Here is a 22,542-nt window from a genome sequence, read left to right on the forward strand (position 1 = left end):
ATTTGTTAACAACCGATATTATTATAAATTTATTTTAAACGGGTCTGCTAGCCACATCAGAAATTGGTTTAATGAAATCCCTAAAAGGAGAATCCAGTGCTCAAGAAATTGTTGCTGCCCATTGGTCTGCTTTTGTTTATCATCATGTCAGAAAGCGTTATTGATGGCACCTCTATTATCATGAACTTAAAAAGCGCTCTGCTGGTGACAGTGGGCACGCTGTTAAGCGCCTTAATCGCCTTTCCTTTGAAAACCTTCAAAGACCTGTTTAAAAGTCTCATGGCGGTTCACCTGCGACAGGAGACCGATAACGAATCGCTGATCAAGGAACTTGAAAAGCTGGCACTGATCTGGCGCCGCCATGGACTGGTGGCCCTTGAACATGCCCGCACAGGAATTGAGAATGTTTTCTTGCAAAAGGGTATCGAACTGGTGGTTGACGGCTACGATCGCTATGAGATCCGCAATATCATGGAAAAGGACTATGAGCTTTATTTTTCCCGCAAAGAGTCACAGGTCAATATTTTAAACACCCTTGCCAAGCTGGCCCCGGTGTTTGGCTTTGTGGGTACCATTTTGGGTCTGATTAACGTCTTAAACAGTATGCAAGATCCCACCATGATCGGAAAGGGCATGGCGCTGGCCTTGTTAACCACGCTCTACGGCATTTTGCTGGCCAATTTTCTTTTCTTTCCGCTAGCAAAAAAGCTGTCTGAATACACCAAGACCGAGGCAACCGTTCTAAATATTATATTAGAGGGCATCATGGATATCGCCGAGCAAAAAACCTCTAAATCCATTTCCCACAGGCTCAATTCCTATCTTGACGTCAATCGCCTCAGCCGTATGCATAAGAAGAAAAAACGCCAACGGCAGGTGCGGCCCAAACCCCAAATGCAAATGCAGTAATACCGCCAAATGCGAGACAATCACACAGCAGAATCAGACGGCAAAACACTTAAACGGCGGCTTGAGCTGTCTGAGCAAAGAAGATCGCTACTGCAAAAGCGACTTTCGTCATCGATCATTGAAGATGACACAACCCTGTGGAGTTATGTTGATCTGATCACGCTGCTGCTGGTTTTATTTATCCTGTTTTATTCCCATGCCATTTCCCGCAAAGCGACGGTAAAAAGGGATGCTGCAGTGTCCAAGCAGGCATCCCAGGCCCAAACGCAGGATGCCTCGTTGGAGCAGTTGCGCCGCCAGGTTATGCAAACCGTGCGCTCAAAAGATAAAAAGGATTTTGCAGTACGCTGGGATCAAAAGCGATTGGTATTGGTGCTGGGTGAAAAAATTGCCTTCAATGTAGGTGACGCCACCCTGCTTCCTGATTTTCAGCCCACGTTAAAGCAGATTGCCCGATTCATTTCATCCCAGCACGGCTATAAGGTCTCGGTGGCAGGTCATACGGACGATGTGCCCATTCACACCCGGCAGTTTCCCACCAACTGGGAGCTGTCAGCGATTCGGGCCGTCAATGTGGCTAAGTTTCTGATCGATCATGGCGTCCATTCCCAACGACTTTCAATCGAAGGGCATTCGGCCTACCGACCCATTCTTCCCAACAGCAGCGCCCAGAATCGACAAGCCAATCGTCGGGTCGAGATCACATTGATCAAAGAAAGAGATGAGAAAACAAGGCAGCACTGACCTGCCCCCCAAAAACTGATCCAGATTTTAAGTTAGAGTTATGGTAAATCTGGAAGCAAAAAAGGAGGGCAGGTCAAGAATGGGATGGGGTAAAGTCCCGGAGTGGCTTTTCTATAACAACAAAGGTAATCCTTTGGATCCAAGAAATCTTAGGCAGAGAATCCATTATAAGATATGCGAAAAAGCCAGGCTTAGGCGCGTCAGAATCCACGATTTAAGGCATTCCTATGCTACCATAAGAATTTCAGCAGGTCACAATATAGCTGATATATCCCGTCAGCTTGGTCATTCTTCGTATAAAATTACAGTTGATACATATTATTATTGGATTCCCGATCAGAATTCCAATGAAGTAGATGAACTAGACATGATCGGCAAAAACCGCAACAATCCGCAACCTATGCGCAACCAAAATATAAAGGATTCAGCTGCTTTTAGCTAAATCCTTAATATTACTGGTGCCGAGGGACAGAATCGAACTGCCGACACGGGGATTTTCAGTCCCCTGCTCTACCGACTGAGCTACCTCGGCTCACTGAATCCTACTGATTTTAATGCTTAAATTAAAATGGAATCTCTATTAAATGCACCCTTCTTTGTCAAGATCTTTTTAGCTCATATCACCAAATAGAAATTGAGCTAATGCGCAGGCCGCAATGGTTGCGGTTTCAGCGCGCAGGATCCGCGGGCCGAGGCCGGCGACCAGGCAGCCGGCTGCTCGCGCGGTTTCAATTTCGCCTTCGGTAAAGCCCCCTTCAGGACCTATAATCAGGAGAATATCTCGCGGCGGTGGTTGCTGAGTGGAAGTTATCAATGTATTGAGGGTGGCATCTTCATTTTCATAAAAGACAATTTTAAGATGATCATCTTGATCAGCACTCAAAACGTCTTTATAGGTCTTTATCTTGGATATTTGAGGCAATTTTGCTCTCTGGCATTGTTTTATGGATTCTTGGCTTATCTTCTGCCAGCGCTCGCGCCTTGAAGCCGAGCGCTTTGCCCCGGGCACAGGAACCGAGCGCTCGCAAGTAAAAGGAATCCAGTGAGAAATACCGAGCTCGCACAAGTGCCGCAACAGACGGTCCATTTTTTTATCTTTTAACAGGGCCTGAGCCACACCAATATGAACTTGGGGCTCCCTTTTTCCAGAGCGTTTGTCGGTAATCTCCAATTCCACGCCATCAGTCAAAAATTGCTGAATAATCGCTTCGTATTCAAACCCTTCCCCGTCCACAAGGCAAATCTTGTTACCGGGCTTTAAACGCAGCACATTTTTGATATGGCGTGCTTCTGAGCCTTTTAGAAGAACAGGCTTTTTTATCAATGCAGCCGGTTTCAAATAAAAATAGCGCATCCTTATTTATCCTCTGCTGACAGAACCATTCGATATTAAAGGGTTTACTGGCAACAGCCAGGATCAAATCCCTTGACTTCCACTATACCATATGATAATTTTTTTTAAATATAATAATGATTTGGTGTAACCTATCTTTAAAAAACAGGTGACCACGCCCCCATGGTCTGCCTGCGCGGATTCGTACGCCGAAGGTGGATTGCGACCTTCTGTAGCGATTCGCTACCAATAACCCTTTCTAGCCAACGGTGACAAACATGGTTGATAATGAGAACCAACCCCCTGAACAGGACAAACCGGAAAAAAAGCTGCGACTTGATCTGAGTGAGGCCATGCCCCACGGTTTTGATGAAGACGATGATGATATCATCGAGCTTAAGGATGAGGTCAGTTCCCCACCGCAGGCACCGGAAGTGGACGCTGAACCACTTGCAGACACAGATCAGGATCTCGAATCTACGGAGCTGCCTGCTGTTGAGAATATCATCGATCTGGATGCCCTGGAAGATGACGACAGCGATCCGGAGAATGTGATTCGAATTTCTGATGATCTGACGTTTGAAGAAGAAGATGAAAGCGTCGAAGATATCCTGCCCATGGAAAAAGAGCCGGCCCGAAAAGCTGATGGTCACAATGATGTGGTTGAGATCACCGAGTTCGATGATATTCTGTCCGAAGACACCAGCGATATGATGACCCTTTCGGACATCAGCGAAGAGCTGGACATAGAAGAAGTCGAGGAGGAAGATGAATTTCTGGAACTGATCGACGTTGATGAAGATGAAGAAACTGAGATTGACGACATTCCACAAGAAGTTATCCAATTTGACGGCCCCGGGGTTGATATCGAAGATGTCGAATTAAAAGATTTTATCAGCGATTCTTTGGATGAAGAAATTCAAATTGATGAAGAATTTGATGATGATCTTGTCAGCATGCTGGGTGTTGAATCTGGCGAAGAGATGGATATAGCTGAGCAGGCATCCTCGCAAGAGGATTTTGATTTTAGTATGGATTCCAGCGATATTTCTGAAAAAATTGACCAGCTGGACAACATTTTCTTTGACGACATGGAGTCAGAAACTGAACTGGAAGAAGAAGTCGAGCTGGAAGAAGAAGCGAGCGAAGCCTTTGAGCTCGATTCCGATGACACTGCGATGCAAATCGATGAAACCGAAGATATGGGTGTTAGCGGTGGAGAAGGCATCGATATGCCGCTGGCAGCCGGAGGGATGGCCGCTATGGCCGCCAGCCCCAACCAGATAGAAGAAACCATTGAACAGATCATCGAACGTAAATTTTCAGGTAAAATTGAATCCATGATCACCCAGATCATTGAAAAAGCGGTTACCAAAGAAATTGAGAGTTTAAAAAAGATGCTTTTGGAAGAGGATCGCGACGAGGACCTTTAACATTATTGGCTCAGACGGTCTGTGAGCCCAAAAAAAAACTACTCATTTAAAACCAACTGTGTTAATAGCAGGGGATTATTCACTAATCCTCTGTTTTATTTTGTAACCGCATCCAATCATTGGATGCATCTATTTTTGTATTGCAGCATCAGGCGCTGTTGAATCGGTTGATTGAATGGCGTCACTATTTTTATAGCGCCGTTAACGGAAGGAAAATCTAACCGATGAGTTCGAATTTGCTCGAGAAGGCCTACACGCCCCATGAGGTTGAAAAACGGTGGTATCAATACTGGGAGGAGCACGATCTATTTGCTGCTGATGAAAAAAGCGCACAAAAAAGCTATTCTATCGTCATTCCGCCGCCGAATGTAACCGGTGTTCTGCATATGGGCCATGCCTTGAACAACACCCTGCAGGACATTCTGTGCCGCTACCGACGACTGCGCGGCGACAACGTGCTCTGGATGCCCGGGACAGACCATGCCGGAATCGCCACTCAAAACGTGGTTGAAAAAAAGCTGGCTGCCGAAAAAACGGATCGACACCAGCTGGGGCGCGAAAAATTTATCGCCGCCGTATGGGAGTGGCGCAAAAAGTATGGCGGTGAGATCATCAACCAGTTAAAACGGCTGGGCGCATCCTGTGACTGGGATCGTGAGCGCTTTACCATGGATGAAGGCTTATCGCTTGCAGTGCGAAAAGTTTTTGTCGATCTCTACGAGCAGGACTTGATATACCGCGGTAATTATATCATCAACTGGTGCCATCGCTGCCACACCGCACTGGCTGATCTTGAAGTCGAACACGAAGAACGCGACGGGCACCTGTATCATATCCGCTATCCGTTTGCCGCAGGCAATGGCGCCATCGTAGTGGCCACCACCCGGCCCGAAACCATGCTCGGAGATACTGCGGTTGCTGTCCATCCGGATGACGATCGTTATCTGAATCTTCAATCCGAATCCGTTATCCTCCCGTTGATGGAAAGAGAAATACCGCTGATCAAAGACAGCTATGTAGACAAGTCATTTGGCACCGGTGGATTGAAAATCACACCGGCCCATGATCCCAACGACTTTGAAATCGCCATGCGCCACGACCTGCCCGCCATCAAGGTTATCGGCGATGACGGCAAGATGACCGCCGAAGCCGGCAAATTTGAGGGTCTGGATCGCTTTGACGCCCGCGAGGCCGTTATCGACGCTTTGAAGGAACAAAAGTTGCTTGAAAATATCGAGCCCTATAAGCACAGTGTCGGTCATTGTTATCGCTGCCAGACAATGGTGGAGCCCAATCTTTCACGGCAATGGTTTGTTAAAGCCAAGCCCCTGGCCCGCAAGGCGATTGATGCGGTCAAAACCGGCAAGACCCGTATTATCCCGGACACCTGGGCCAAAACCTATTATGACTGGATGGAAAATATCCGCGACTGGTGCATATCGCGCCAGATATGGTGGGGACATCAGATTCCGGCCTGGACCTGTGCAGACTGCAACGAGATCGTGGTTGCCATGGAAGCGCCCCAATCCTGCCCACAATGCAGCAGTTCCAAACTGATACAGGAAACGGATGTGCTCGACACCTGGTTCAGTTCAGCTTTGTGGCCGTTTTCAACAATGGGGTGGCCCGATAAGACGGCACTTTTAAAAACGTTTTACCCGACATCGGTTCTGGTCACCGCTTTTGACATCCTTTTCTTCTGGGTGGCACGGATGATGATGATGGGTATTTACTTCATGAAAGACGTCCCTTTTGACGATGTTTATGTGCATGCACTGGTGCGGGATGAACACGGCAAAAAAATGAGCAAATCCACGGGTAACGTTATCGACCCGTTAACGGTCATCGAACAATACGGCACGGACGCCTTCCGCTTCACGTTAGCAGCATTTGCCGCCCAGGGCCGCGATGTCAAGATGTCTGAGAAGCGCATCGAGGGCTACCGCCATTTTGTCAACAAACTCTGGAACGCCGCTCGTTTTGCGCTGATGCATATCGATAGGCCCCACGAGAAGATCAACAGCGGTGCGCTATCACTACCGGATCGTTGGATTTTATCCCGTCTGAATGGGGTAACCAAGACCGTGTCTGAGGCGATCGATAGTTACCGCTTTAACGAAGCGGCCTCCGCAGTCTACAATTTTGTGTGGCATGAATTTTGTGATTGGTATCTTGAAGCCATCAAACCGGCCCTGTACGAAAAAGAGGGGCCTGAAAAACGGGCGACCACCCTGGGCGTCTTATGGCGCGTGATGCACGATACCTTGATCCTGCTGCACCCCTTTATGCCGTTTATCACCGAGGAAATCTGGCACCATCTGCCTGGGACGCAGGACTCGATCATGAAAGCCGTTTTCCCGTCCGATCAGAAAGACCGTGACGCCATCGGTGCCGACCAAAAGGCTGAGGCGGATATGAACCTGCTTATTGAGCTTATTTCAGCAATCCGCAATATCAGGGGGGAAATGAACATTTCGCCATCTAAAGCCCTGGCAGCGGTGGTTCAAACCCAGGATGCAAAAGTCAATGCGATAGTTGAACAGCAGCAGGAGTTGATTATCAATTTGGCCAGATTAACCGATTTGGAGGTCAATCAGAAGGCAAAAAAGCCAAAATCGTCGGCCACAGCCGTTATTGGAAATGCCACTATCTTTGTGCCCCTAGAGGGTATCATCGATTTTAACTTGGAAGCCCAGCGGCTTGACAAAGAAATAAACAAACTCGCCAAAGAGCTGGCAACGGTCACCAAAAAGCTTGAAAATGAAAATTTTTTAAACAAAGCGCCGCAGGATGTCGTCGAACAGGTAAAGACCAAACATGAACACCTGCAAGAAAAGCAGCAAAAACTGGAGGCGCATTTAAACAGGATTAAAGATCTAGACACTTAAACATCTGTTTTGCGTTGCGAGTATCGGGTTTCGCGCTGAATCTGAGATAATACGAATAAACATTGACAATATGTACCCCGCAACGCGCAACACGTAATTCGCAACCCGTAACACGCAACCCCGCCAATGATCCCTTTACGCGACACAACACCCACGCGCCATTTTCCGGTTGTCAACACGACGATCATCGCCATCAATATCGTGGTGTATTTTTTGCAGCTGGCGCAGGGCGATGAGATTAACCACTTCATTTACATATACGGCCTGGTGCCGGCGCGCTATTCACTTCCCCAGATTGCCGACTATTTTACATTTGGCCAGCAAGCATTTTCACTGCTGTCATTCATGTTTTTGCATGGCAGTTTCTGGCATATCCTGGGTAATATGTGGTCTCTTTATATCTTCGGTGATAACGTCGAAGACCACCTCGGCCCCATCCGCTATGCAGTATTTTATTTGTTGTGCGGCGTTGCATCCGGGCTTTCACACCTGGTGTTGAACCTGCATTCGAATTTACCGACCATCGGCGCCAGCGGTGCGATCGCCGGCGTAATGGGAGCTTATTTTATTTTGCACCCTCGGTCAAAAATCCTAACCCTTATACCGATTATTTTTATCCCCTATTTTATCAATATCCCGGCCTTTATATTTTTGGGCTTATGGTTTCTGTTACAGTTTATCAATGCCGCCAGCAGCCAGGGTGTTGGGGGCGGCATCGCCTGGTGGGCTCATATTGGCGGTTTTATCTTCGGTCTTCTTTTTTTGAAGTTGTTCGATGCGCTGCCGGTTACGGATATGTCACGCCGCATCCGCCATTACACCACCAAGAAAAAAACACCTCGACTGCAGGTCATCCGTCCTGCGGCTTCCGGTAATGATCAGCACCTGTATGGCCTGATCAAGATTACGCCGCATGAGGCTGCAGCCGGCACCCGCAAACTGGTCAATATTCCACTGGGGTTCAAAAAGAGAATGTTCAATGTCAAGGTGCCGGCCGGCATTGCCAACGGGACGGTTTTGCGACTAAAGGGTTTGGGACAGCGCTACGGAACACAGGCAAAGGGGGATCTGTATCTAAAGGTCTTAATTGAGTCTTAGACGTTTATCATAGATAAGTGATCTAAGGTTGGAAGTGATTCTAAAGTGACTAAAGTTAAGGAGTTCCCTCATTTTAAATTTGAGTGCCGGTGCGAAGCCACACGATAACTTTAGTCACTTTAGCTCATTTTAGGCATTTTAGGCACTCTTTTTATGCTAAGCTTTGGCTTTGGACTGGACATGGGGTTCAGCCAGCAGGACCGTAACGCGGTTGCGCCCATTTTGTTTCGAAAAATACATCGCCTGGTCTGCTCGCCGAATAAAAGCGGATAGTTCTTCTTTAGGATAATACTGGGTCACCCCGATGCTGATGGTGATCTTTGCAGATTGATCGGGCGTCGGTGTAAAGTTTTCAGCTTCCAGCGTTGAACGGATGCGCTGGGCAACTGTCTTGGCTTCGTCGCCATTGGTTTCCGGGAGGATCACCGTAAATTCCTCCCCACCGTAACGATACGCAGAGTCATTAATTCTCAAACATTCTTTGATAATCTGGCTAAAACGCACCAGGACCTTATCGCCTTCCAGATGGCCATAGCTATCGTTAAACTTTTTGAAATTATCAATATCCAGCAGCAGCAAAGAAAGCGGATGTTTGTATCGGTTAAAGCGGTCCACTTCCAGCTCGAGCTGCGAATAGAATGATCTGGAATTGTAAAGCTTGGTCAGGCCGTCTGTTGTGGCAAGTTTTTGCAGCTTTTCCATCATCCGGGTACGTTCGGTACTCAACTGACGCTCTTTGAGCACCCGTCTCATTCTGAGCAACAGCTCTTCAAGCCGCACCGGTTTGATGACAAAATCACTGGCGCCGATATTGATCGCTTCTTCATAGGAATAGTCATCACTGTAACCCGTAACCACAATGACATCGGCACCGTTTTTTTGCTTGATGATCTTGGTCAGTTCAAGTCCCCCCATTCCCGGCAGTCGAATGTCGGTAATCACCACGGCGAAATCATTATTATCAACTAATTCAAGCGCTTCTTCAGCAGAGGCTGCTGCTGTGGGATCAAAGCCGGCGTTGGCAATATACTCGTGTATCGTATTTCTGACGCTGGAATCGTCATCGACGATTAATACACGAACTTTTGATGTCTTTTTGGCCATGAGCGTAATGAAATTTCTACCTGATCCGTCGGGGAGCCGGGGTTGACAGGATTTAATAAAAATTGATAGGTAAACGCTTTTATTTTGTGTATTATATTAATATATCCAGAAAGGCAATTTGTGTCAACTGACTTTTAGATTCTTCAACACTTTCAAGTGTCTAGCGATACCAAGATGCAGAAAGCCTTACAACTATTCAATCAAACAAGATGCAATATATTAGAAATTTCAGCATTATCGCCCATATCGACCACGGCAAATCCACATTATCCGATCGGCTTATTCAGGCAGCGGATATGGTGTCCGATCGGGATTTTAAAAACCAAATTCTCGATACCATGGATATTGAACGTGAGCGCGGCATTACAATCAAAAGCCAAACGATTTGCCTGCCCTACACCGCTGATGACCAACAATCCTATTTTTTAAATCTGATCGACACACCCGGTCATGTCGACTTTAGTTATGAAGTTTCACGAGCCCTGGCGGCCTGCGAGGGCGCACTGCTGTTGGTCGACGCCAGTCAGGGCGTCGAAGCCCAAACCCTGGCAAATCTGTACCTGGCCATGGAACATGATCTGGAAATTCTGCCGGTCATTAATAAAATTGATCTGCCATCGGCGGATATCGATCGAGTTAAAAAGCAGATCGAAGAGGACCTGGGGCTTGATCCGGAAGCTGCGCTCCTGGTCTCGGCCAAGCAGGGAATTGGCATCGAGCAGGTCTTTGAGGCGATAGTCAGAAAATTGCCGCCACCCGAAGGCAGTGTCGATGAGCCTTTGCAGGCGCTTATTTTTGATTCTCATTATGATTCCTATCGCGGTACCGTCGTTCATCTGCGTATCATTCACGGGCAGATCAAACCTGGAGATACCATCATTTTTAAATCCAACCAGGCGGCCTATCGTATCGAGGAAGTTGGCATTTTTCAGCTAAAGCGCACCCCGCTAAAAACGCTTTCCGCCGGACAGGTGGGTTACATTATTGCCGGCATCAAAAAAATCAGTGACACCCGCTGCGGTGATACCATCACCCACCAAGACCAGCCCTGCGAAGCGGCTTTGCCGGGTTTCAAAATGACAAAACCGGTGGTTTTTTCTTCCATCTACCCAACGGCATCGGACGGTTATGAGGAGTTGGCGGTCGCTATGGAAAAACTGAGCCTGAACGATGCCGCCCTGGTTTACGATAAAGACAGCTCGGTGGCTCTGGGTTTTGGCTTCCGCTGCGGATTTTTAGGATTGTTGCATCTTGAAGTGGTCCAAGAAAGACTGGAGCGTGAATATGATCTATCCCTTATTTTGACTGCACCATCGGTTCAGTACCAGCTCGTCATGAATGACGGTGCTGAGATTACCATCGACAATCCAGCTTACTATCCGGATCCGACCCGGATTGAAAAGACGCGCGAGCCCTATATTCGTGCCTCCATTATCATACCGGATCGCTATATGGGAGCGGTGATGAATCTGTGCCTTGAGCGCCGCGGCTTTAACAAGACCTATCACTACCTGATCAGTGATCGCATGGAGATGATATTCGAAATGCCGCTAGCCGAGGTCATCTATGATTTTTACGATCGACTCAAGTCCATTACCCAGGGATACGGCTCCTTTGACTATGATCTGCTGGATTATCGCGATACCGATCTGGTCAAATTGGATATTCTGATCAACGGTGAACGGGTGGATGCCTTATCGCAGCTGGTTCACAAAGACAATGCTGTCAGCAGAGCCCGCGCTGCCTGCGAAAAATTGCGCCAGGAAATACCAAAGCAAATGTTCAAAATCGCCATCCAGGGGGCAATCGGCGGAAACATTATTGCCCGCAAAACGGTTTCAGCCCTGCGAAAAGATGTCACCGCAAAATGTTATGGCGGCGATATTACGCGCAAGCGTAAATTGCTCGAAAAACAAAAAAAGGGCAAAAAGCGGATGAAAATGGTGGGTAAAGTAATGATCCCCCAGTCGGCGTTTTTGGCGGTTCTTAAGTCCGATTCGGATTAGTTCATCTCGGATTTCAGATTGCGGATTGATCGGACGGGGATAAACCCCGCCCCTACATCTGCCCTCCTAACTAAAGCCTATGAGCTATTTGCCTGCTTGCTTCGGCGTAGCTCGGAAGAGCGTAGACGGGACACCTGAAACCTTTTTAATTGATCCCTAATATTTGACACTCTACTTCTATATAGGAATCGAAAATAAAATATTTTATAATTGGCAATTATGCTTTATTGTATATCCAGTGGTTCATTTAAAATTTCGAAAGGATTAAAAAAAGATCCATGGGTAAAACCGTTGCTGAAAAAATATTCGATTCGCATCTGATCGACAAACCGTCTGATGACGTGCACGTGTTGAAATTGGACGCCGTCTTCTGCCATGAAATTACAACCCCAATGGCCATTACCGATCTGATCGCACGGGGCAAAGACCGCGTTTTTGATCCCACAAAAATCAAAGCGGTCATCGACCACGTTACACCGGCCAAGGATTCGAAGACGGCCACCCAGGGCAAGATTCTAAGGGACTGGGCCCGACGTCACGAGATTCGCGATTTTTTCGATATCGGTCGTAACGGCATCTGTCATGCCCTGTTTCCGGAGCAGGGATTCGTGCGACCGGGATATACCATCATTATGGGTGATTCGCATACCTGCACCCACGGTGCTTTTGGCGCTTTTGCCGCCGGCGTGGGAACCACGGATCTGGAAGTGGGGATTTTAAAAGGCATCTGTGCCTTCAATTATCCCCAAACCATCAAAATTGACATTACGGGAAACCTGCCGGAAGGTGTTTTTGCCAAAGATGTGATTTTATCCATCATCGGCCGTATTGGCGTGAATGGCGCCACCAATAAAGTAATTGAATTTAGCGGACCGGTGGTAACCGCAATGAGCATGGACTCGCGCATGACGCTGTGCAACATGGCAGTCGAAGCCGGCGCCACCTGCGGTATCTGCTACGCCGATCAAACCACTGTTGACTATTTATGGCCTTTTATTGAAAATGAGTACACGGATAAGAAAGCCGCCTTGAATGCCTTTAAGGCCTTTTGGCCGGATGCGGATGCCAGCTACGACAATGTCATTGAGCACGATGTATCGGATCTGCAGCCTTTGGTCACCGATGGGTTTAAGCCTGACAACGTCAAGCCAGTCAAAGAAATGGGTGCCACCGCCATTGATCAGATTTACATTGGATCCTGCACCAACGGCCGTATTGAGGATCTAAGAATTGCTGCCAAGGTTTTAAAAGGGCAAAAAATCAGTGACGATGTCCGCGGTATCGTATCGCCGGCCACCCCCACAATATTTCAACAGGCACTGGCCGAGGGCATCATTGGCATCTTTATGGATGCCGGTTTTTGTGTGACCAATCCGACCTGTGGTGCCTGTTTGGGCATGAGCAGCGGTGTTCTGGCAGAAGGCGAGGTGTGCGCTGCGACCACCAACCGCAATTTTAGCGGCCGCATGGGGAAAGGCGGCATGATTCACTTAATGAGCCCGGCCACCGCCGCGGCCTCCGCTATTGCTGGTAGGATCACCAATTCGCCGCTTTTTAGCGGAGGCAGTAAATAAAAAAACGACCACGAAAACACGAAATTTAAAAAGCACGAAAAACATCTTTCGTGTCTCCATATTTTCGTGCTTTGGGGGTTAAAAAAATGCATATTCTATCTGGAGGCATATAGTAAATCATGGATACTGAGAAAAACTTCAGCGGCAAGGTTCTTTTCCTAGACCGCGCGGATATCAACACCGACGAAATCATTGCTGCAAAATATCTGACTGAAATTACCCGCACAGCATTGGGACCGCACCTCTTTGAAGATCTTAACCTGAAAGGCTTTCAGGGACAGGATGATATCAGCGGTAAAAATGTCATCATCACGCGGGCAAACTTTGGCTGCGGCTCGTCGCGCGAGCATGCGCCATGGGCACTGGAGGTCAATGGCATTTTTCTGGTCGTTGCTGAGAGCTTTGCCCGCATTTTCAGGCAAAATATGTTCAATTGCGGCATGCTGGCCGTCGAGCTGCCGTCCGCCACCATCGACCATCTTTTCCAATCCTATGCGCAGCAGCCAACTGCTGTAACAACCCATTTGGAAAATCAGGTATTCACCATCACTGCAGGCGACCAAAAAGAAGACATTCCATTTAAACTGCCTGATTTTGCCCGCGCGCTCGTGGAAACCGGCGGCTGGGTGGAATACGCCGATAGCCACTATTGATGTTATGCAAACCCCGCCTCTCATAAGCCTGGATAACATTACTGTCCGCTTGCGAGATCGGCCTTATCTTCACGACACAACCTGGCAAATTTATCCCGGCGAAAATTGGGCTGTATTGGGCCCCAATGGATCCGGCAAGACGACTTTTGCCCGCTCCATTTTAGGTGAAGTGCCCATTGTGAGGGGTAAAATTTCCTATCACTTTTCTGATGCCAACCACCAGAGCGGGGCTGTGGCCGCCAATGCGATGGGATATGTCGCCCCCGAATTGCAGCGTGACATCATCGAGCGCGAAACCCGCAAATCGCTATACCGGGAGCTGAGCGGCAATAGACATGAATATACCACTGTCGAACAACTGATAGAAAATCAGCCAGCCAGTGCCCAAGAAGGTATTCAAACCGATAAACGCTTGCGCAAGGTGTCTGAAAAACTAGGTATTAAAGCACTGCTGCAAAGGGATGTCATGTCGCTCAACACCGGTGAAATGAATCGAGCCCTTATCGCTAGGGCGTTATTTAAAAAACCGAAACTGCTGATATTGGATGAACCGTTTGAGGGTCTTGATAAGCCGGCGCGCAGATTGCTGGCCGACAGCATCAATACGCTGGCACAATCGGAGGTTCAGCTGATTTTAATTACCCATCGATTTGAAGAAATTGTGTCCAGCATCAGCCACATCATGCTGCTTAAAGAGGGCCAAATCAATAAAGCCGGAAGAAAAGAAGTGGTATTCAGACCGGAAAATATCGAGGATGCATATAATATGGATCAGCGATCGCAACAGCTTGATCCGCAAAAATTATTCAGTGCATTGCCCCGCCACGACAAAAGCATGCATCTGCAGGCACACCCCCCCCCCAGCCAAACACCCCGGCCTTTAATTGAAATGCATAATGTATCCGTTCAATACGGCTCCAAACGGATCCTGGATGGGTTTAACTGGGTGGTAAAAGATGGCGAGAATTGGGCTATTCAGGGGCCAACAGCAGCCGGCAAGTCCACCTTGCTGACACTGATTACCGGAGACAATTTACAGGCCTATGCCAACGATATCTATTTGTTTGGCCAAAAAAAGGGGGCCGGCCAAAGCATTTGGGATATCAGGGAAAAGATCGGCTATATCTCATCTGATTTGCAGCTGAGGCAACATCAACGCATCAACGCCTTTGACGTGGTCTGCTCGGGTTTCTTTGCATCCAACGGGCTGTATCGAAAATGCAGCCCGCAGCAGTTAGCGATTGCCGCTGCATGGACAACCTTTTTGGGTATCAAAGACCTGGCCGATCAAAAATTCGGCCGCCTCTCCCACGGGCAGCGCCAGCTTGTCCTGCTGGCCCGCGCAATGGTTAAATCGCCGGTCTTCCTCATTTTAGACGAGCCGCTGCAGGGATTGGATATCAAAAACAAGTCAAAATTACAGAATGTCTTTGACTACATCGGTCGCCAGACACCGACCAATCTAATTTATGTGCCGGATCAGGAAGAAGAAAAACTAACCTGCATCACCCACGTATTGCAAATGGAGCGCGGCAAAGTAGTAAAGGTCTTGGCCCTTTAAGGTCATCCGCGATCTGCGGTAATGATACAACAGTTAGCTGATGAAGATCTCAATAGCAAGACGGTCATGCTTTTTCTGAAAGGCGCTATGTTGATGATATACGGCACTGCTGAATCGTGGCCTGATATTTGGGATGACCAGCATCATAGCCCTTGGATTCAAGAACAGCGATGGTCTCATCCCAAATATTAGGCCACAGGTAAGGTGTTTATCATAGCGCCTGGAAGAAAATGACATGACCGGCCATTTCTTACAAGCTGAGTTTGAAAAGGTACACTAACTAGAAATGATTGAGTTTCGGATAGTGCCAACACCCTCAACCTCGCACTCGACAATATCTCCGGCTTTCAGCAGCACCGGCGGATCCCGGAAAATGCCGACTCCCGAGGGTGTTCCGGTGGATATAATATCACCGGGCCAAAGGGTGATGTCCTCGCTGATAAAGGCAATCAGGGTGGGAATGTCAAATATCATATCCGCGCTGTTGCCGTCCTGCATGGTTTGTCCATTAACGCGCGCCGTCAATCGAAGGTTGTGCACATCATCGATCTCATCGATGCTCACAAGGGCGGGTCCCATGGGCGCAAAGGTGTCAAAGGACTTGCCGCGAAACCACTGGGCGTCTGAAAACTGCGCCTGACGGCCGGAGACATCGTTGAGCACTGAAAAACCGGCAACATAGTCCAGGGCCTCCCGGGGCGGGATGCGCTTGCCCGCGCGGCCAATGACAACCGCCAGCTCAACCTCCCAATCGATTTGATCGCTGCTTTGCGGCAGTACAATCGGATCAAACGGACCGGTTAAAGCGTTGGGGGTTTTGGCAAACAATAGCGGCTTCTGGGGTTTTTCAAAGCCGCCTTCTTCCCTGTGCTCAAGATAATTCAGACCCAGGCAGATAATCTTGGAAGGCCTGTGAAGCGGGCACCCCAAACGCACATCCATTTCTTCTCCCGGCTCCTGAATTTGCGCAACCCGCGACAGCCAGCCGTTTTTAAAGAAGTGCTCACCCACGTCCGGTATCTCCGGATAGATGGCGCGCAAATCAACTATTTTGTCCTTCCGCCACAGCCCCGGTTTTTCCCGGCCGGCGTCCCCGAAGCGAATCAATCGCATGGCTTATCTCCCTGATGATTCATTCCATCTTGAAAGCATTTTTTCCCATACCAGTTGATTTGCCTGCAGATGCCGCGGATAATGCTCACTTCTTTGGCCCGCAGCTTCAAACGGGTGCCGAATTGACGGATATTGTTCATAAAGTAATCCGGGTTATCCGGCTGTATGTAACTAATTTGGACCAGCACATCCTTTAATTGCGCATACATACCGTCCAGCTCGTGGCGATTGGCCAGTCGCGGTACAAATGGTTTGCTTTGCGCGGATCGGTCGCGATGCAGCTCATAGCAGATAATCATCACGGCCTGCGCCAGGTTTAAGGAAGCAAATTCGGCTGTTGGTATATTCACCAATCGGTGGCAAAGACGCAGGTCTTCGTTAGTCAACCCACGATCTTCGGGGCCAAACAAGAGCCCCACCTGATTATTTTCGGCAATCGGTATCAGCTCCGGGGCCAGTTTATCCGCTGCCATCACAGACTGGCGCTGACCACCCAGGCGCGCGGTTGTACCCACGACATAATTAAGCGGTTCTAAAGCCGACTGCAGGTCGTCAAAGACCTGCATATTTTCAATTACCTCACTGGCCGCATGCGTCGCCATTTTTAATACGCGGCTTAAATCACAATGTTGCGGATCGACCACGAGTAATTGCTCAAAGCCCATGTTGCGCATGGCCCTGGCAGCCGCACCGATATTTTCCGGGTAACGCGGCCGGCATAAGACGACGTTGACATTCTTTGAATTGATGGAAGGGAGCATCAGGCAACGATTTCAAGATTGTTGAAAAAATAAGCCATTTCAAAGGCAGCGGTTTCAGGCGCATCAGATCCATGCACCACGTTTTTCTCAATATCTGTGGCGAAATCCTTGCGAATGGTCCCCTCTGCCGCCTCTTTGTAATTGGTGGCACCCATCAGCTCACGATAGCGTGATATAATATTTTCTCCCTCCAGTACCATCACCACAGCCGGTCCTGAGCTCATAAATGCCGTCAGGCTCTCAAAAAAGGGCTTTCCCTGATGCACGGCATAAAAGCCCTCGGCCTGCTGTTTCGACATATGAATCATTTTCATTGCAACAATTTTAAAATCATTGCCCTCGAGGCGCTTTATCACCTCACCGATGATACCGCGCGCCACTCCGTCTGGTTTAATAATGGCCAGTGTTCTTTCCATTTTGCTCCTCTCTTTTTTTAAATAATGACTATTGTAAAAACAAAGGTGAGATAACAGACGCCTATCCCCAAGTCAACGGGCTTTTAATGCGGTTGACAAGCAAAATATCTCTTTTTATATTTTACCAAAACCCACAAAAAACGAGGAAACAGAATGCCCATCTACGAATTCTATTGTGATCACTGCAATACGATTTTTAATTTCTTTTCAAAAACGGTTAACACCCGTAAAAAGCCTAACTGTCCCAGGTGCAAAACCAGAATTCTTTCCCGCCAGATGTCGGCTTTTGCTTTCACCGGCAGAGCCAAAGAGGATGGTGACGATGAAGATATGCCCTTTGATGAGCATAAAATGGAAAAAGCCATGCAAATGCTGGCCGGTGAAGCAGACAAAATCAACGAGGATGATCCGCGCCAGGCAGCCAACCTGATGCGTAAACTTTCAGATATGACCGGACTCGAACTTGGGGACAGTATGAATGAGGCCTTGAAACGCATGGAAGCCGGAGAAGATCCGGATGCCATTGAAGCTGAAATGGGCGATTTGCTGGAGACGGAGGACCCATTTCTTTTACCGGAGAAAAAAGCGGGTGCCTCAAAGGCCAAACGGCCAGCGCCTGTGCGCGATGAGAAACTCTACGACCTCTGATTTTCGGATTCTAAACGGCCTTTTTTCGCAATATCTGTGTCAATCTGCAGGATTGTATTGTGCGGCGTACTCATAGTACGCCTCCGCCCAATCCTTTGATTTCCTTGATCTTGCAAAAAAATCCGCATTTATAATCTGAAAATACAAATATAACAAAAAGAATAAAATAGAATTTCATAATCTTTAAAAACAATTTCTATTTATAATCCAAAAATAATAATATATTTGAAAACTGTCATTGATGCCTTAGCTAGCTATCCAGAAAGCCTTGAGGGAGGCTGGAATGAAAAAGGAAATACTTGAGAAAATTGAGATTCAGCGGGGAGACATTACCCAGCTGAATGTGGATGCGATCGTCAATGCCGCCAATACCAAGCTGCTGGGCGGAGGTGGCGTTGATGGGGCGATTCATCGTGCTGCCGGCCCTCAATTACTAGAGGAATGCCGAACTATCGGCGGTTGCCCCACAGGTGAAGCTCGCATAACAGGCGGATACAACCTGCCGGCGCGCCATGTGATACATACCGTTGGCCCGGTTTACAGCGGCAAACTTCGGGATAGCCAGTTACTGACCGGATGCTATCAAAACAGCTTAAAACTGGCCGTTGAAAACGACCTTAAGACGATTGCCTTTCCGGCCATTAGCTGCGGTGTATATGGATATCCGATCAAAGATGCCTGCAAAATTGCGGTGGACACCAGTATCGATTTTTTAAGTCGGCATCCTTCCCTTGAAAAAATCATTTTTATTCAATTTTCGGAAAATGATTTTAAGGTCTATGAAACATATCTAAAATCAATTTCATAGAAAATTATTGGATATTTATAAGATATTATTAAATATTTTATTCGCCACGAAAACATAGAAATTATCGGCACGAAATTATATTCAATACCTTTCCGTGTTTTCGGTTTATCGTGCTTTCGCAACTTTTTTATACATTCCGCGACCGCTTATGAGCGTTAATGCGGCGTTCATTTTAAATTTGACAAAATGGCACGCCATTATTAAAATTAAGGGATCTCAGCGAAATCGGGCAAACCACGCGCGTTAAGCTGATAATATTCAAGGAGGGTTGATATACTATGGTTGAAGTAACCGAGGAAGCGGCTAAACAAATTCAAGAATATTTCAAAGACAAGGAAGTGACACCGATTCGAATCTTTTTGAACGCCGGCGGTTGAGGCGGCCCATCGCTGGCCATGGCTCTGGATGAGCCTAAAGACAATGATCAGGTGTTTGATGTGAACGGTTTCCAGTTTATTATGGAAAAGGAATTTTACGAAAAAGCGCAACCCGTAAAAGTTGACTTTTTGGGATACGGGTTTAAAATCGATTCCAATATCGAGTTTGAGGCCACTAATTCCGCCTGTGGAAGCTGCAGCACAGCCAGCGGTTGTGGCGAGTAAAACTGCTAAATGAAAAATTAAAGAGGCGACACATCCAAACGTGTCGCCTTTTTTCATGCACAAGCGGCATTCAAAAGGAGCAGGTGAATGCAGGATCTGATGGAGATTGTTAAGGGCCGCAGCATCTTAAGGTTCCCATCAGAGTATGAGCAGTTAGTGTTGATACCGCTGGGATATATCCGGCGAAATTTCCAAAACGCCCAAGCGCCGGGAAGTTGAGAAGTTCCTGCACACGGACATTTTTAGCTGAATTCTGCAAAGCCGATTTCAGTTCTGGGTTATCGGCTGTACTCAATTGGCAGGTAGTCATGATTTCAGATAAAGCCAAAGAGATTATAGATTATCATGAGGCCACCAAGCATCATTTCGAACGCTATGCCCGGTCTTTGGGGTATATGGACTGGGACAACCAGCCGAACCCATTTCGTTTTTATAGGAAAACGCCGATAATAGAGTTACCGCTGCTCAAAGCGGATCCACCGGCTGCCCACCACGGTTTATACGAGCGGCAGGAAACCACACCTCAACCCATTAATTTAGAAACTGTTGCCGGCTTTTTGGAGCTGTCGCTGGGGTTGTCGGCCTGGAAGGCCGCATCCGGCAATCAATGGTCTTTAAGAATAAACCCTTCAAGCGGCAATCTCCACCCCACTGAAGCGCATTTGATTTTGCCGCCGCTGGATTCAATACCGGCCGGTATTCATCATTACAATGCCTTTGGTCACTTGCTGGAGCGCCGGGCTGATCTTGCGCCTGACATCTGGCAAAGCCTTGTCTCCCATTTTGGGCGCAACGGTTTTCTGATAGCGATCACCAGCATATTCTGGCGCGAATCGTGGAAATACGGTGAGCGTGCATTTCGCTATTGCAACCATGATGCGGGACATGCCCTGGCCTGCCTGAGCATTGCCGCCAATCTGTTTGGTTGGAAATGTGTCATTCTCAGTGATTTGTCAGACGAGGAAATCGAAGCAATTTTTGGTTTTGAGCAGACCCATTTTCGCAAACTGGAAGAGGAGCACAGCGATTGTCTCTGTTTTGTTTTTCCCCACAGCACCGGTGAGATCCCCAGGGACTTGCCGGACGCCATTATTTCAGATCTGGCCAATTTGTCCTTCCAGGGTGAAGCGGAAGTATTAAGCCAGAAATGTGTCGACTGGGAAATCATTTACCAAACTGCGCGCCAGGCCAAAAAACCGTCAACCGCAGGAACCCGGATTGAATTGGATAAACGCGATTGGCTTTTCGATACGCCCGGCCGGCTGCCGGCGGCAAAAATCATCCGCAATCGCCGCAGCGCCATTGCCTTTGATCGCAGCGGCTCTATCAGCAAAAACCAGTTTTTAAGCATGCTCGATAAAACCCTGCCGCGCCGAGACACAGCGCCATTTGATATCGAATTAACCCAACCGTTAACCCATTTGCTGCTGTTTGTTCATAACGTGACGGATGTGACGGCAGGGCTTTATTTCTTTGTGCGCAACAATCAACATCTGAACGACATAAAAGCGATCTCGCGTAGCGATTTTAAGTGGGCGCCGGTCGAAAAGGGTTTTCCACTTTATCTTCTGGCCGAAGGCAACTACCGGCAGCAAGCCGTGATGGTCAGCTGTCACCAGGATATCGCCGGTTCCAGCGCGTTTTCATTGGGCATGATCACCAAATTTAAGGACATCGTCAGCACCGATCCGTATCGCTACCGGCACCTGTTCTGGGAGACCGGAATGATCGGTCAGGTGCTCTATCTGGAAGCGGAAGCTCACGGCGTCCGAGGTACCGGCATCGGCTGCTTTTTTGATGATGCGGTTCATGAAATCATGGGTTTTAGCGACAACCAGTATCAAAGTCTTTATCACTTTACGATTGGCCAACCGATTGAAGATCCGCGCTTGACCACATATCCACCATATCAACATCTCCAATAAGCTTTAAAACCCTGAAAACCTTTATCATAATTCATTGGTTCCCCAGGTATTTTATCGGTTGAGCCCGTTGCCCGTTTAGCCCGTTGACCGGTTAAGGATTTAAAGGAGCTATGCAGTTAATTGCAGTCAAGGAATTTGCTAATGTAAAAGGATCAAGTATTGTCAGCCCTTATTCAGGCCTTACCACAGCTAATGTCGCATATGATAAGATCAGCAGCCCTATTTTTCTGTATTGCGCATATAGCTTCGAGTACCTATGTTTTGTAATTATAAAAATCATAGCAAATTTAGGCCTTAAAAAACATAAATCCGACAGGAGAAGCACATGGCTCCCAATAACTTGATCAATGAGAAAAGTCCCTATCTGTTGCAACACGCGCATAATCCGGTCGACTGGCATGCCTGGTCTGATGATACCTTCGAACTGGCCCGCCAACAAAACAAACCGGTATTTCTATCCATCGGCTATGCCACCTGTCACTGGTGCCATGTGATGGAAAAAGAGTCCTTTGAGGATGAAACTGCCGCCCGGCATCTAAATGACACCTTTATCTGTATTAAAGTCGACCGTGAGGAACGACCGGACATCGATGCGGTTTATATGGCCGTGTGTCAGATGCTAACCGGCAGTGGCGGCTGGCCCTTAAACCTCTTTTTAACACCCGACAAAAAGCCTTTTTTTGCTGCCACCTACATTCCCAAGAACAATCGTCATGGCCAGGCCGGCCTAATTGAATTGTGCGAACAGGTTAAAAAATTATGGCATTCACAGATGGACAAAGTGGAGAACTCGGCCAGCAGCATTGCCGCCGGCCTCGACCGCGCCTTCAGTTACACCTCAGCCGAAGAGCCCGGTGAATCTCTGCTGGATCATGCCTATGAGGTCACATGGCAAAATTTTGATTCCAAACATGGGGGCTTTGAGGGTGCGCCCAAATTCCCCACCCCCCATCGGTTGCTATTTTT

General features: G+C 47.9%; 21 protein-coding genes and 1 tRNA gene. 16 read left to right on the plus strand and 6 right to left on the minus strand.

All coding sequences use genetic code 11. From position 1 onward, the window contains the following. The first annotated feature begins 96 nt into the window (after positions 1 to 96). The 3 genes from QNJ26_16880 (at position 97) to QNJ26_16890 (ending at position 2,095) form a co-directional block, all read left to right on the plus strand. A complete protein-coding gene (locus QNJ26_16880; protein ID MDJ0987217.1) occupies positions 97 to 909 on the plus strand; it encodes a MotA/TolQ/ExbB proton channel family protein in 813 nt (270 codons plus the stop codon). 9 nt (positions 910 to 918) lie between these two features. Next, positions 919 to 1,653: a flagellar motor protein MotB gene (locus QNJ26_16885; GenBank protein MDJ0987218.1), complete on the plus strand. Its 735-nt coding sequence runs from the start codon at positions 919 to 921 to the stop codon at positions 1,651 to 1,653. A gap of 79 nt (positions 1,654 to 1,732) precedes the next feature. Continuing rightward, on the plus strand, positions 1,733 to 2,095 hold the full coding sequence (locus tag QNJ26_16890) for a tyrosine-type recombinase/integrase (GenBank protein ID MDJ0987219.1): 363 nt from the start codon (positions 1,733 to 1,735) through the stop codon (positions 2,093 to 2,095). A gap of 14 nt (positions 2,096 to 2,109) precedes the next feature. Here the strand turns inward: QNJ26_16890 and QNJ26_16895 are convergent. Beyond that, a tRNA-Phe gene (locus tag QNJ26_16895) sits at positions 2,110 to 2,185 on the minus strand. 78 nt (positions 2,186 to 2,263) lie between these two features. Beyond that, the gene (locus QNJ26_16900) at positions 2,264 to 3,007 is read right to left on the minus strand and encodes a 16S rRNA (uracil(1498)-N(3))-methyltransferase (GenBank protein ID MDJ0987220.1); all 744 of its coding nucleotides are present in this window, start codon (positions 3,005 to 3,007) and stop codon (positions 2,264 to 2,266) included. 257 nt (positions 3,008 to 3,264) lie between these two features. Between QNJ26_16900 and QNJ26_16905 the strand changes: the two genes are divergently transcribed. The 3 genes from QNJ26_16905 to QNJ26_16915 all read left to right on the plus strand — a co-directional run bounded on the left by QNJ26_16905 (position 3,265) and on the right by QNJ26_16915 (position 8,405). Beyond that, positions 3,265 to 4,419: a hypothetical protein gene (locus QNJ26_16905; protein ID MDJ0987221.1), complete on the plus strand. Its 1,155-nt coding sequence runs from the start codon at positions 3,265 to 3,267 to the stop codon at positions 4,417 to 4,419. 224 nt (positions 4,420 to 4,643) lie between these two features. Further along, positions 4,644 to 7,307 (plus strand): valine--tRNA ligase, encoded by a 2,664-nt coding sequence (locus QNJ26_16910; protein MDJ0987222.1) that lies wholly within the window; start codon positions 4,644 to 4,646, stop codon positions 7,305 to 7,307. Between the two features lie 126 nt (positions 7,308 to 7,433). Beyond that, positions 7,434 to 8,405 carry a rhomboid family intramembrane serine protease gene (locus tag QNJ26_16915; protein ID MDJ0987223.1) on the plus strand — a complete coding sequence of 324 codons (972 nt, stop codon included), beginning with the start codon at positions 7,434 to 7,436 and terminating at the stop codon, positions 8,403 to 8,405. A 156-nt stretch (positions 8,406 to 8,561) separates the two neighbouring features. Here the strand turns inward: QNJ26_16915 and QNJ26_16920 are convergent, their stop codons facing one another. After that, a complete protein-coding gene (locus tag QNJ26_16920; protein ID MDJ0987224.1) occupies positions 8,562 to 9,509 on the minus strand; it encodes a diguanylate cyclase in 948 nt (315 codons plus the stop codon). A gap of 209 nt (positions 9,510 to 9,718) precedes the next feature. Between QNJ26_16920 and lepA the strand changes: the two genes are divergently transcribed. From lepA to QNJ26_16940, 4 genes are all read left to right on the plus strand, one after another. Beyond that, positions 9,719 to 11,515 (plus strand): translation elongation factor 4, encoded by a 1,797-nt coding sequence (gene lepA, locus QNJ26_16925; GenBank protein MDJ0987225.1) that lies wholly within the window; start codon positions 9,719 to 9,721, stop codon positions 11,513 to 11,515. Between the two features lie 278 nt (positions 11,516 to 11,793). Then, on the plus strand, positions 11,794 to 13,089 hold the full coding sequence (locus tag QNJ26_16930; protein MDJ0987226.1) for a 3-isopropylmalate dehydratase large subunit: 1,296 nt from the start codon (positions 11,794 to 11,796) through the stop codon (positions 13,087 to 13,089). 119 nt (positions 13,090 to 13,208) lie between these two features. Beyond that, the gene (gene leuD, locus QNJ26_16935) at positions 13,209 to 13,742 is read left to right on the plus strand and encodes a 3-isopropylmalate dehydratase small subunit (GenBank protein ID MDJ0987227.1); all 534 of its coding nucleotides are present in this window, start codon (positions 13,209 to 13,211) and stop codon (positions 13,740 to 13,742) included. 49 nt (positions 13,743 to 13,791) lie between these two features. After that, positions 13,792 to 15,303 carry an ATP-binding cassette domain-containing protein gene (locus tag QNJ26_16940; protein MDJ0987228.1) on the plus strand — a complete coding sequence of 504 codons (1,512 nt, stop codon included), beginning with the start codon at positions 13,792 to 13,794 and terminating at the stop codon, positions 15,301 to 15,303. A gap of 276 nt (positions 15,304 to 15,579) precedes the next feature. Here QNJ26_16940 and QNJ26_16945 read toward each other — a convergent pair whose 3' ends face one another. From QNJ26_16945 to ndk, 3 genes are read right to left on the minus strand one after another with little or no spacing between them, the layout of a single operon-like run. Continuing rightward, positions 15,580 to 16,416, minus strand: a complete 837-nt coding sequence (locus QNJ26_16945) for a fumarylacetoacetate hydrolase family protein (protein ID MDJ0987229.1) — start codon at positions 16,414 to 16,416, stop codon at positions 15,580 to 15,582. Further along, positions 16,407 to 17,177 (minus strand): RNA methyltransferase, encoded by a 771-nt coding sequence (locus tag QNJ26_16950; GenBank protein ID MDJ0987230.1) that lies wholly within the window; start codon positions 17,175 to 17,177, stop codon positions 16,407 to 16,409. The genes QNJ26_16945 and QNJ26_16950 overlap by 10 nt, the downstream gene beginning before the upstream one ends. Further along, a complete protein-coding gene (gene ndk, locus QNJ26_16955) occupies positions 17,177 to 17,593 on the minus strand; it encodes a nucleoside-diphosphate kinase (GenBank protein ID MDJ0987231.1) in 417 nt (138 codons plus the stop codon). Before ndk ends, QNJ26_16950 begins: the two co-directional genes overlap by 1 nt. A 153-nt stretch (positions 17,594 to 17,746) precedes the next feature. Here ndk and QNJ26_16960 point away from each other — a divergent pair, with 153 nt between their 5' ends. From QNJ26_16960 to QNJ26_16985, 6 genes are all read left to right on the plus strand, one after another. Then, the gene (locus QNJ26_16960; GenBank protein MDJ0987232.1) at positions 17,747 to 18,241 is read left to right on the plus strand and encodes a zinc ribbon domain-containing protein; all 495 of its coding nucleotides are present in this window, start codon (positions 17,747 to 17,749) and stop codon (positions 18,239 to 18,241) included. A 283-nt stretch (positions 18,242 to 18,524) separates the two neighbouring features. After that, positions 18,525 to 19,049, plus strand: coding sequence for an O-acetyl-ADP-ribose deacetylase (locus QNJ26_16965; GenBank protein ID MDJ0987233.1), 525 nt, complete (start codon positions 18,525 to 18,527; stop codon positions 19,047 to 19,049). 278 nt (positions 19,050 to 19,327) lie between these two features. After that, positions 19,328 to 19,651, plus strand: a complete 324-nt coding sequence (locus tag QNJ26_16970; protein ID MDJ0987234.1) for an IscA/HesB family protein — start codon at positions 19,328 to 19,330, stop codon at positions 19,649 to 19,651. Positions 19,652 to 19,738: 87 nt separating this feature from the next. Beyond that, positions 19,739 to 19,870 carry a hypothetical protein gene (locus QNJ26_16975; GenBank protein MDJ0987235.1) on the plus strand — a complete coding sequence of 44 codons (132 nt, stop codon included), beginning with the start codon at positions 19,739 to 19,741 and terminating at the stop codon, positions 19,868 to 19,870. 89 nt (positions 19,871 to 19,959) lie between these two features. After that, complete coding sequence (locus QNJ26_16980) at positions 19,960 to 21,576, plus strand: SagB/ThcOx family dehydrogenase (protein ID MDJ0987236.1); 1,617 nt, start codon at positions 19,960 to 19,962, stop codon at positions 21,574 to 21,576. 325 nt (positions 21,577 to 21,901) lie between these two features. Then, positions 21,902 to 22,542: DUF255 domain-containing protein (locus QNJ26_16985; GenBank protein ID MDJ0987237.1), on the plus strand; the 641-nt coding region annotated here is incomplete at its 3' end.

Source organism: Desulfobacterales bacterium, from assembly GCA_030066985.1.
Lineage (GTDB): Bacteria > Desulfobacterota > Desulfobacteria > Desulfobacterales > JAHEIW01 > JAHEIW01.

Coding starts and splice junctions, on each gene's coding strand:
- QNJ26_16920 (MDJ0987224.1), bottom strand. CDS start 9,509: ATGGCCAAAAAGACATCAAAAGTTCGTGTATTAATCGTCGATGACGAT.
- QNJ26_16910 (MDJ0987222.1), top strand. CDS start 4,644: ATGAGTTCGAATTTGCTCGAGAAGGCCTACACGCCCCATGAGGTTGAA.
- QNJ26_16930 (MDJ0987226.1), top strand. CDS start 11,794: ATGGGTAAAACCGTTGCTGAAAAAATATTCGATTCGCATCTGATCGAC.
- QNJ26_16885 (MDJ0987218.1), top strand. CDS start 919: ATGCGAGACAATCACACAGCAGAATCAGACGGCAAAACACTTAAACGG.
- leuD (MDJ0987227.1), top strand. CDS start 13,209: ATGGATACTGAGAAAAACTTCAGCGGCAAGGTTCTTTTCCTAGACCGC.
- QNJ26_16890 (MDJ0987219.1), top strand. CDS start 1,733: ATGGGATGGGGTAAAGTCCCGGAGTGGCTTTTCTATAACAACAAAGGT.
- QNJ26_16980 (MDJ0987236.1), top strand. CDS start 19,960: ATGATTTCAGATAAAGCCAAAGAGATTATAGATTATCATGAGGCCACC.
- QNJ26_16960 (MDJ0987232.1), top strand. CDS start 17,747: ATGCCCATCTACGAATTCTATTGTGATCACTGCAATACGATTTTTAAT.
- QNJ26_16900 (MDJ0987220.1), bottom strand. CDS start 3,007: ATGCGCTATTTTTATTTGAAACCGGCTGCATTGATAAAAAAGCCTGTT.
- lepA (MDJ0987225.1), top strand. CDS start 9,719: ATGCAATATATTAGAAATTTCAGCATTATCGCCCATATCGACCACGGC.
- ndk (MDJ0987231.1), bottom strand. CDS start 17,593: ATGGAAAGAACACTGGCCATTATTAAACCAGACGGAGTGGCGCGCGGT.
- QNJ26_16905 (MDJ0987221.1), top strand. CDS start 3,265: ATGGTTGATAATGAGAACCAACCCCCTGAACAGGACAAACCGGAAAAA.
- QNJ26_16945 (MDJ0987229.1), bottom strand. CDS start 16,416: ATGCGATTGATTCGCTTCGGGGACGCCGGCCGGGAAAAACCGGGGCTG.
- QNJ26_16975 (MDJ0987235.1), top strand. CDS start 19,739: ATGCAGGATCTGATGGAGATTGTTAAGGGCCGCAGCATCTTAAGGTTC.
- QNJ26_16950 (MDJ0987230.1), bottom strand. CDS start 17,177: ATGCTCCCTTCCATCAATTCAAAGAATGTCAACGTCGTCTTATGCCGG.
- QNJ26_16965 (MDJ0987233.1), top strand. CDS start 18,525: ATGAAAAAGGAAATACTTGAGAAAATTGAGATTCAGCGGGGAGACATT.
- QNJ26_16915 (MDJ0987223.1), top strand. CDS start 7,434: ATGATCCCTTTACGCGACACAACACCCACGCGCCATTTTCCGGTTGTC.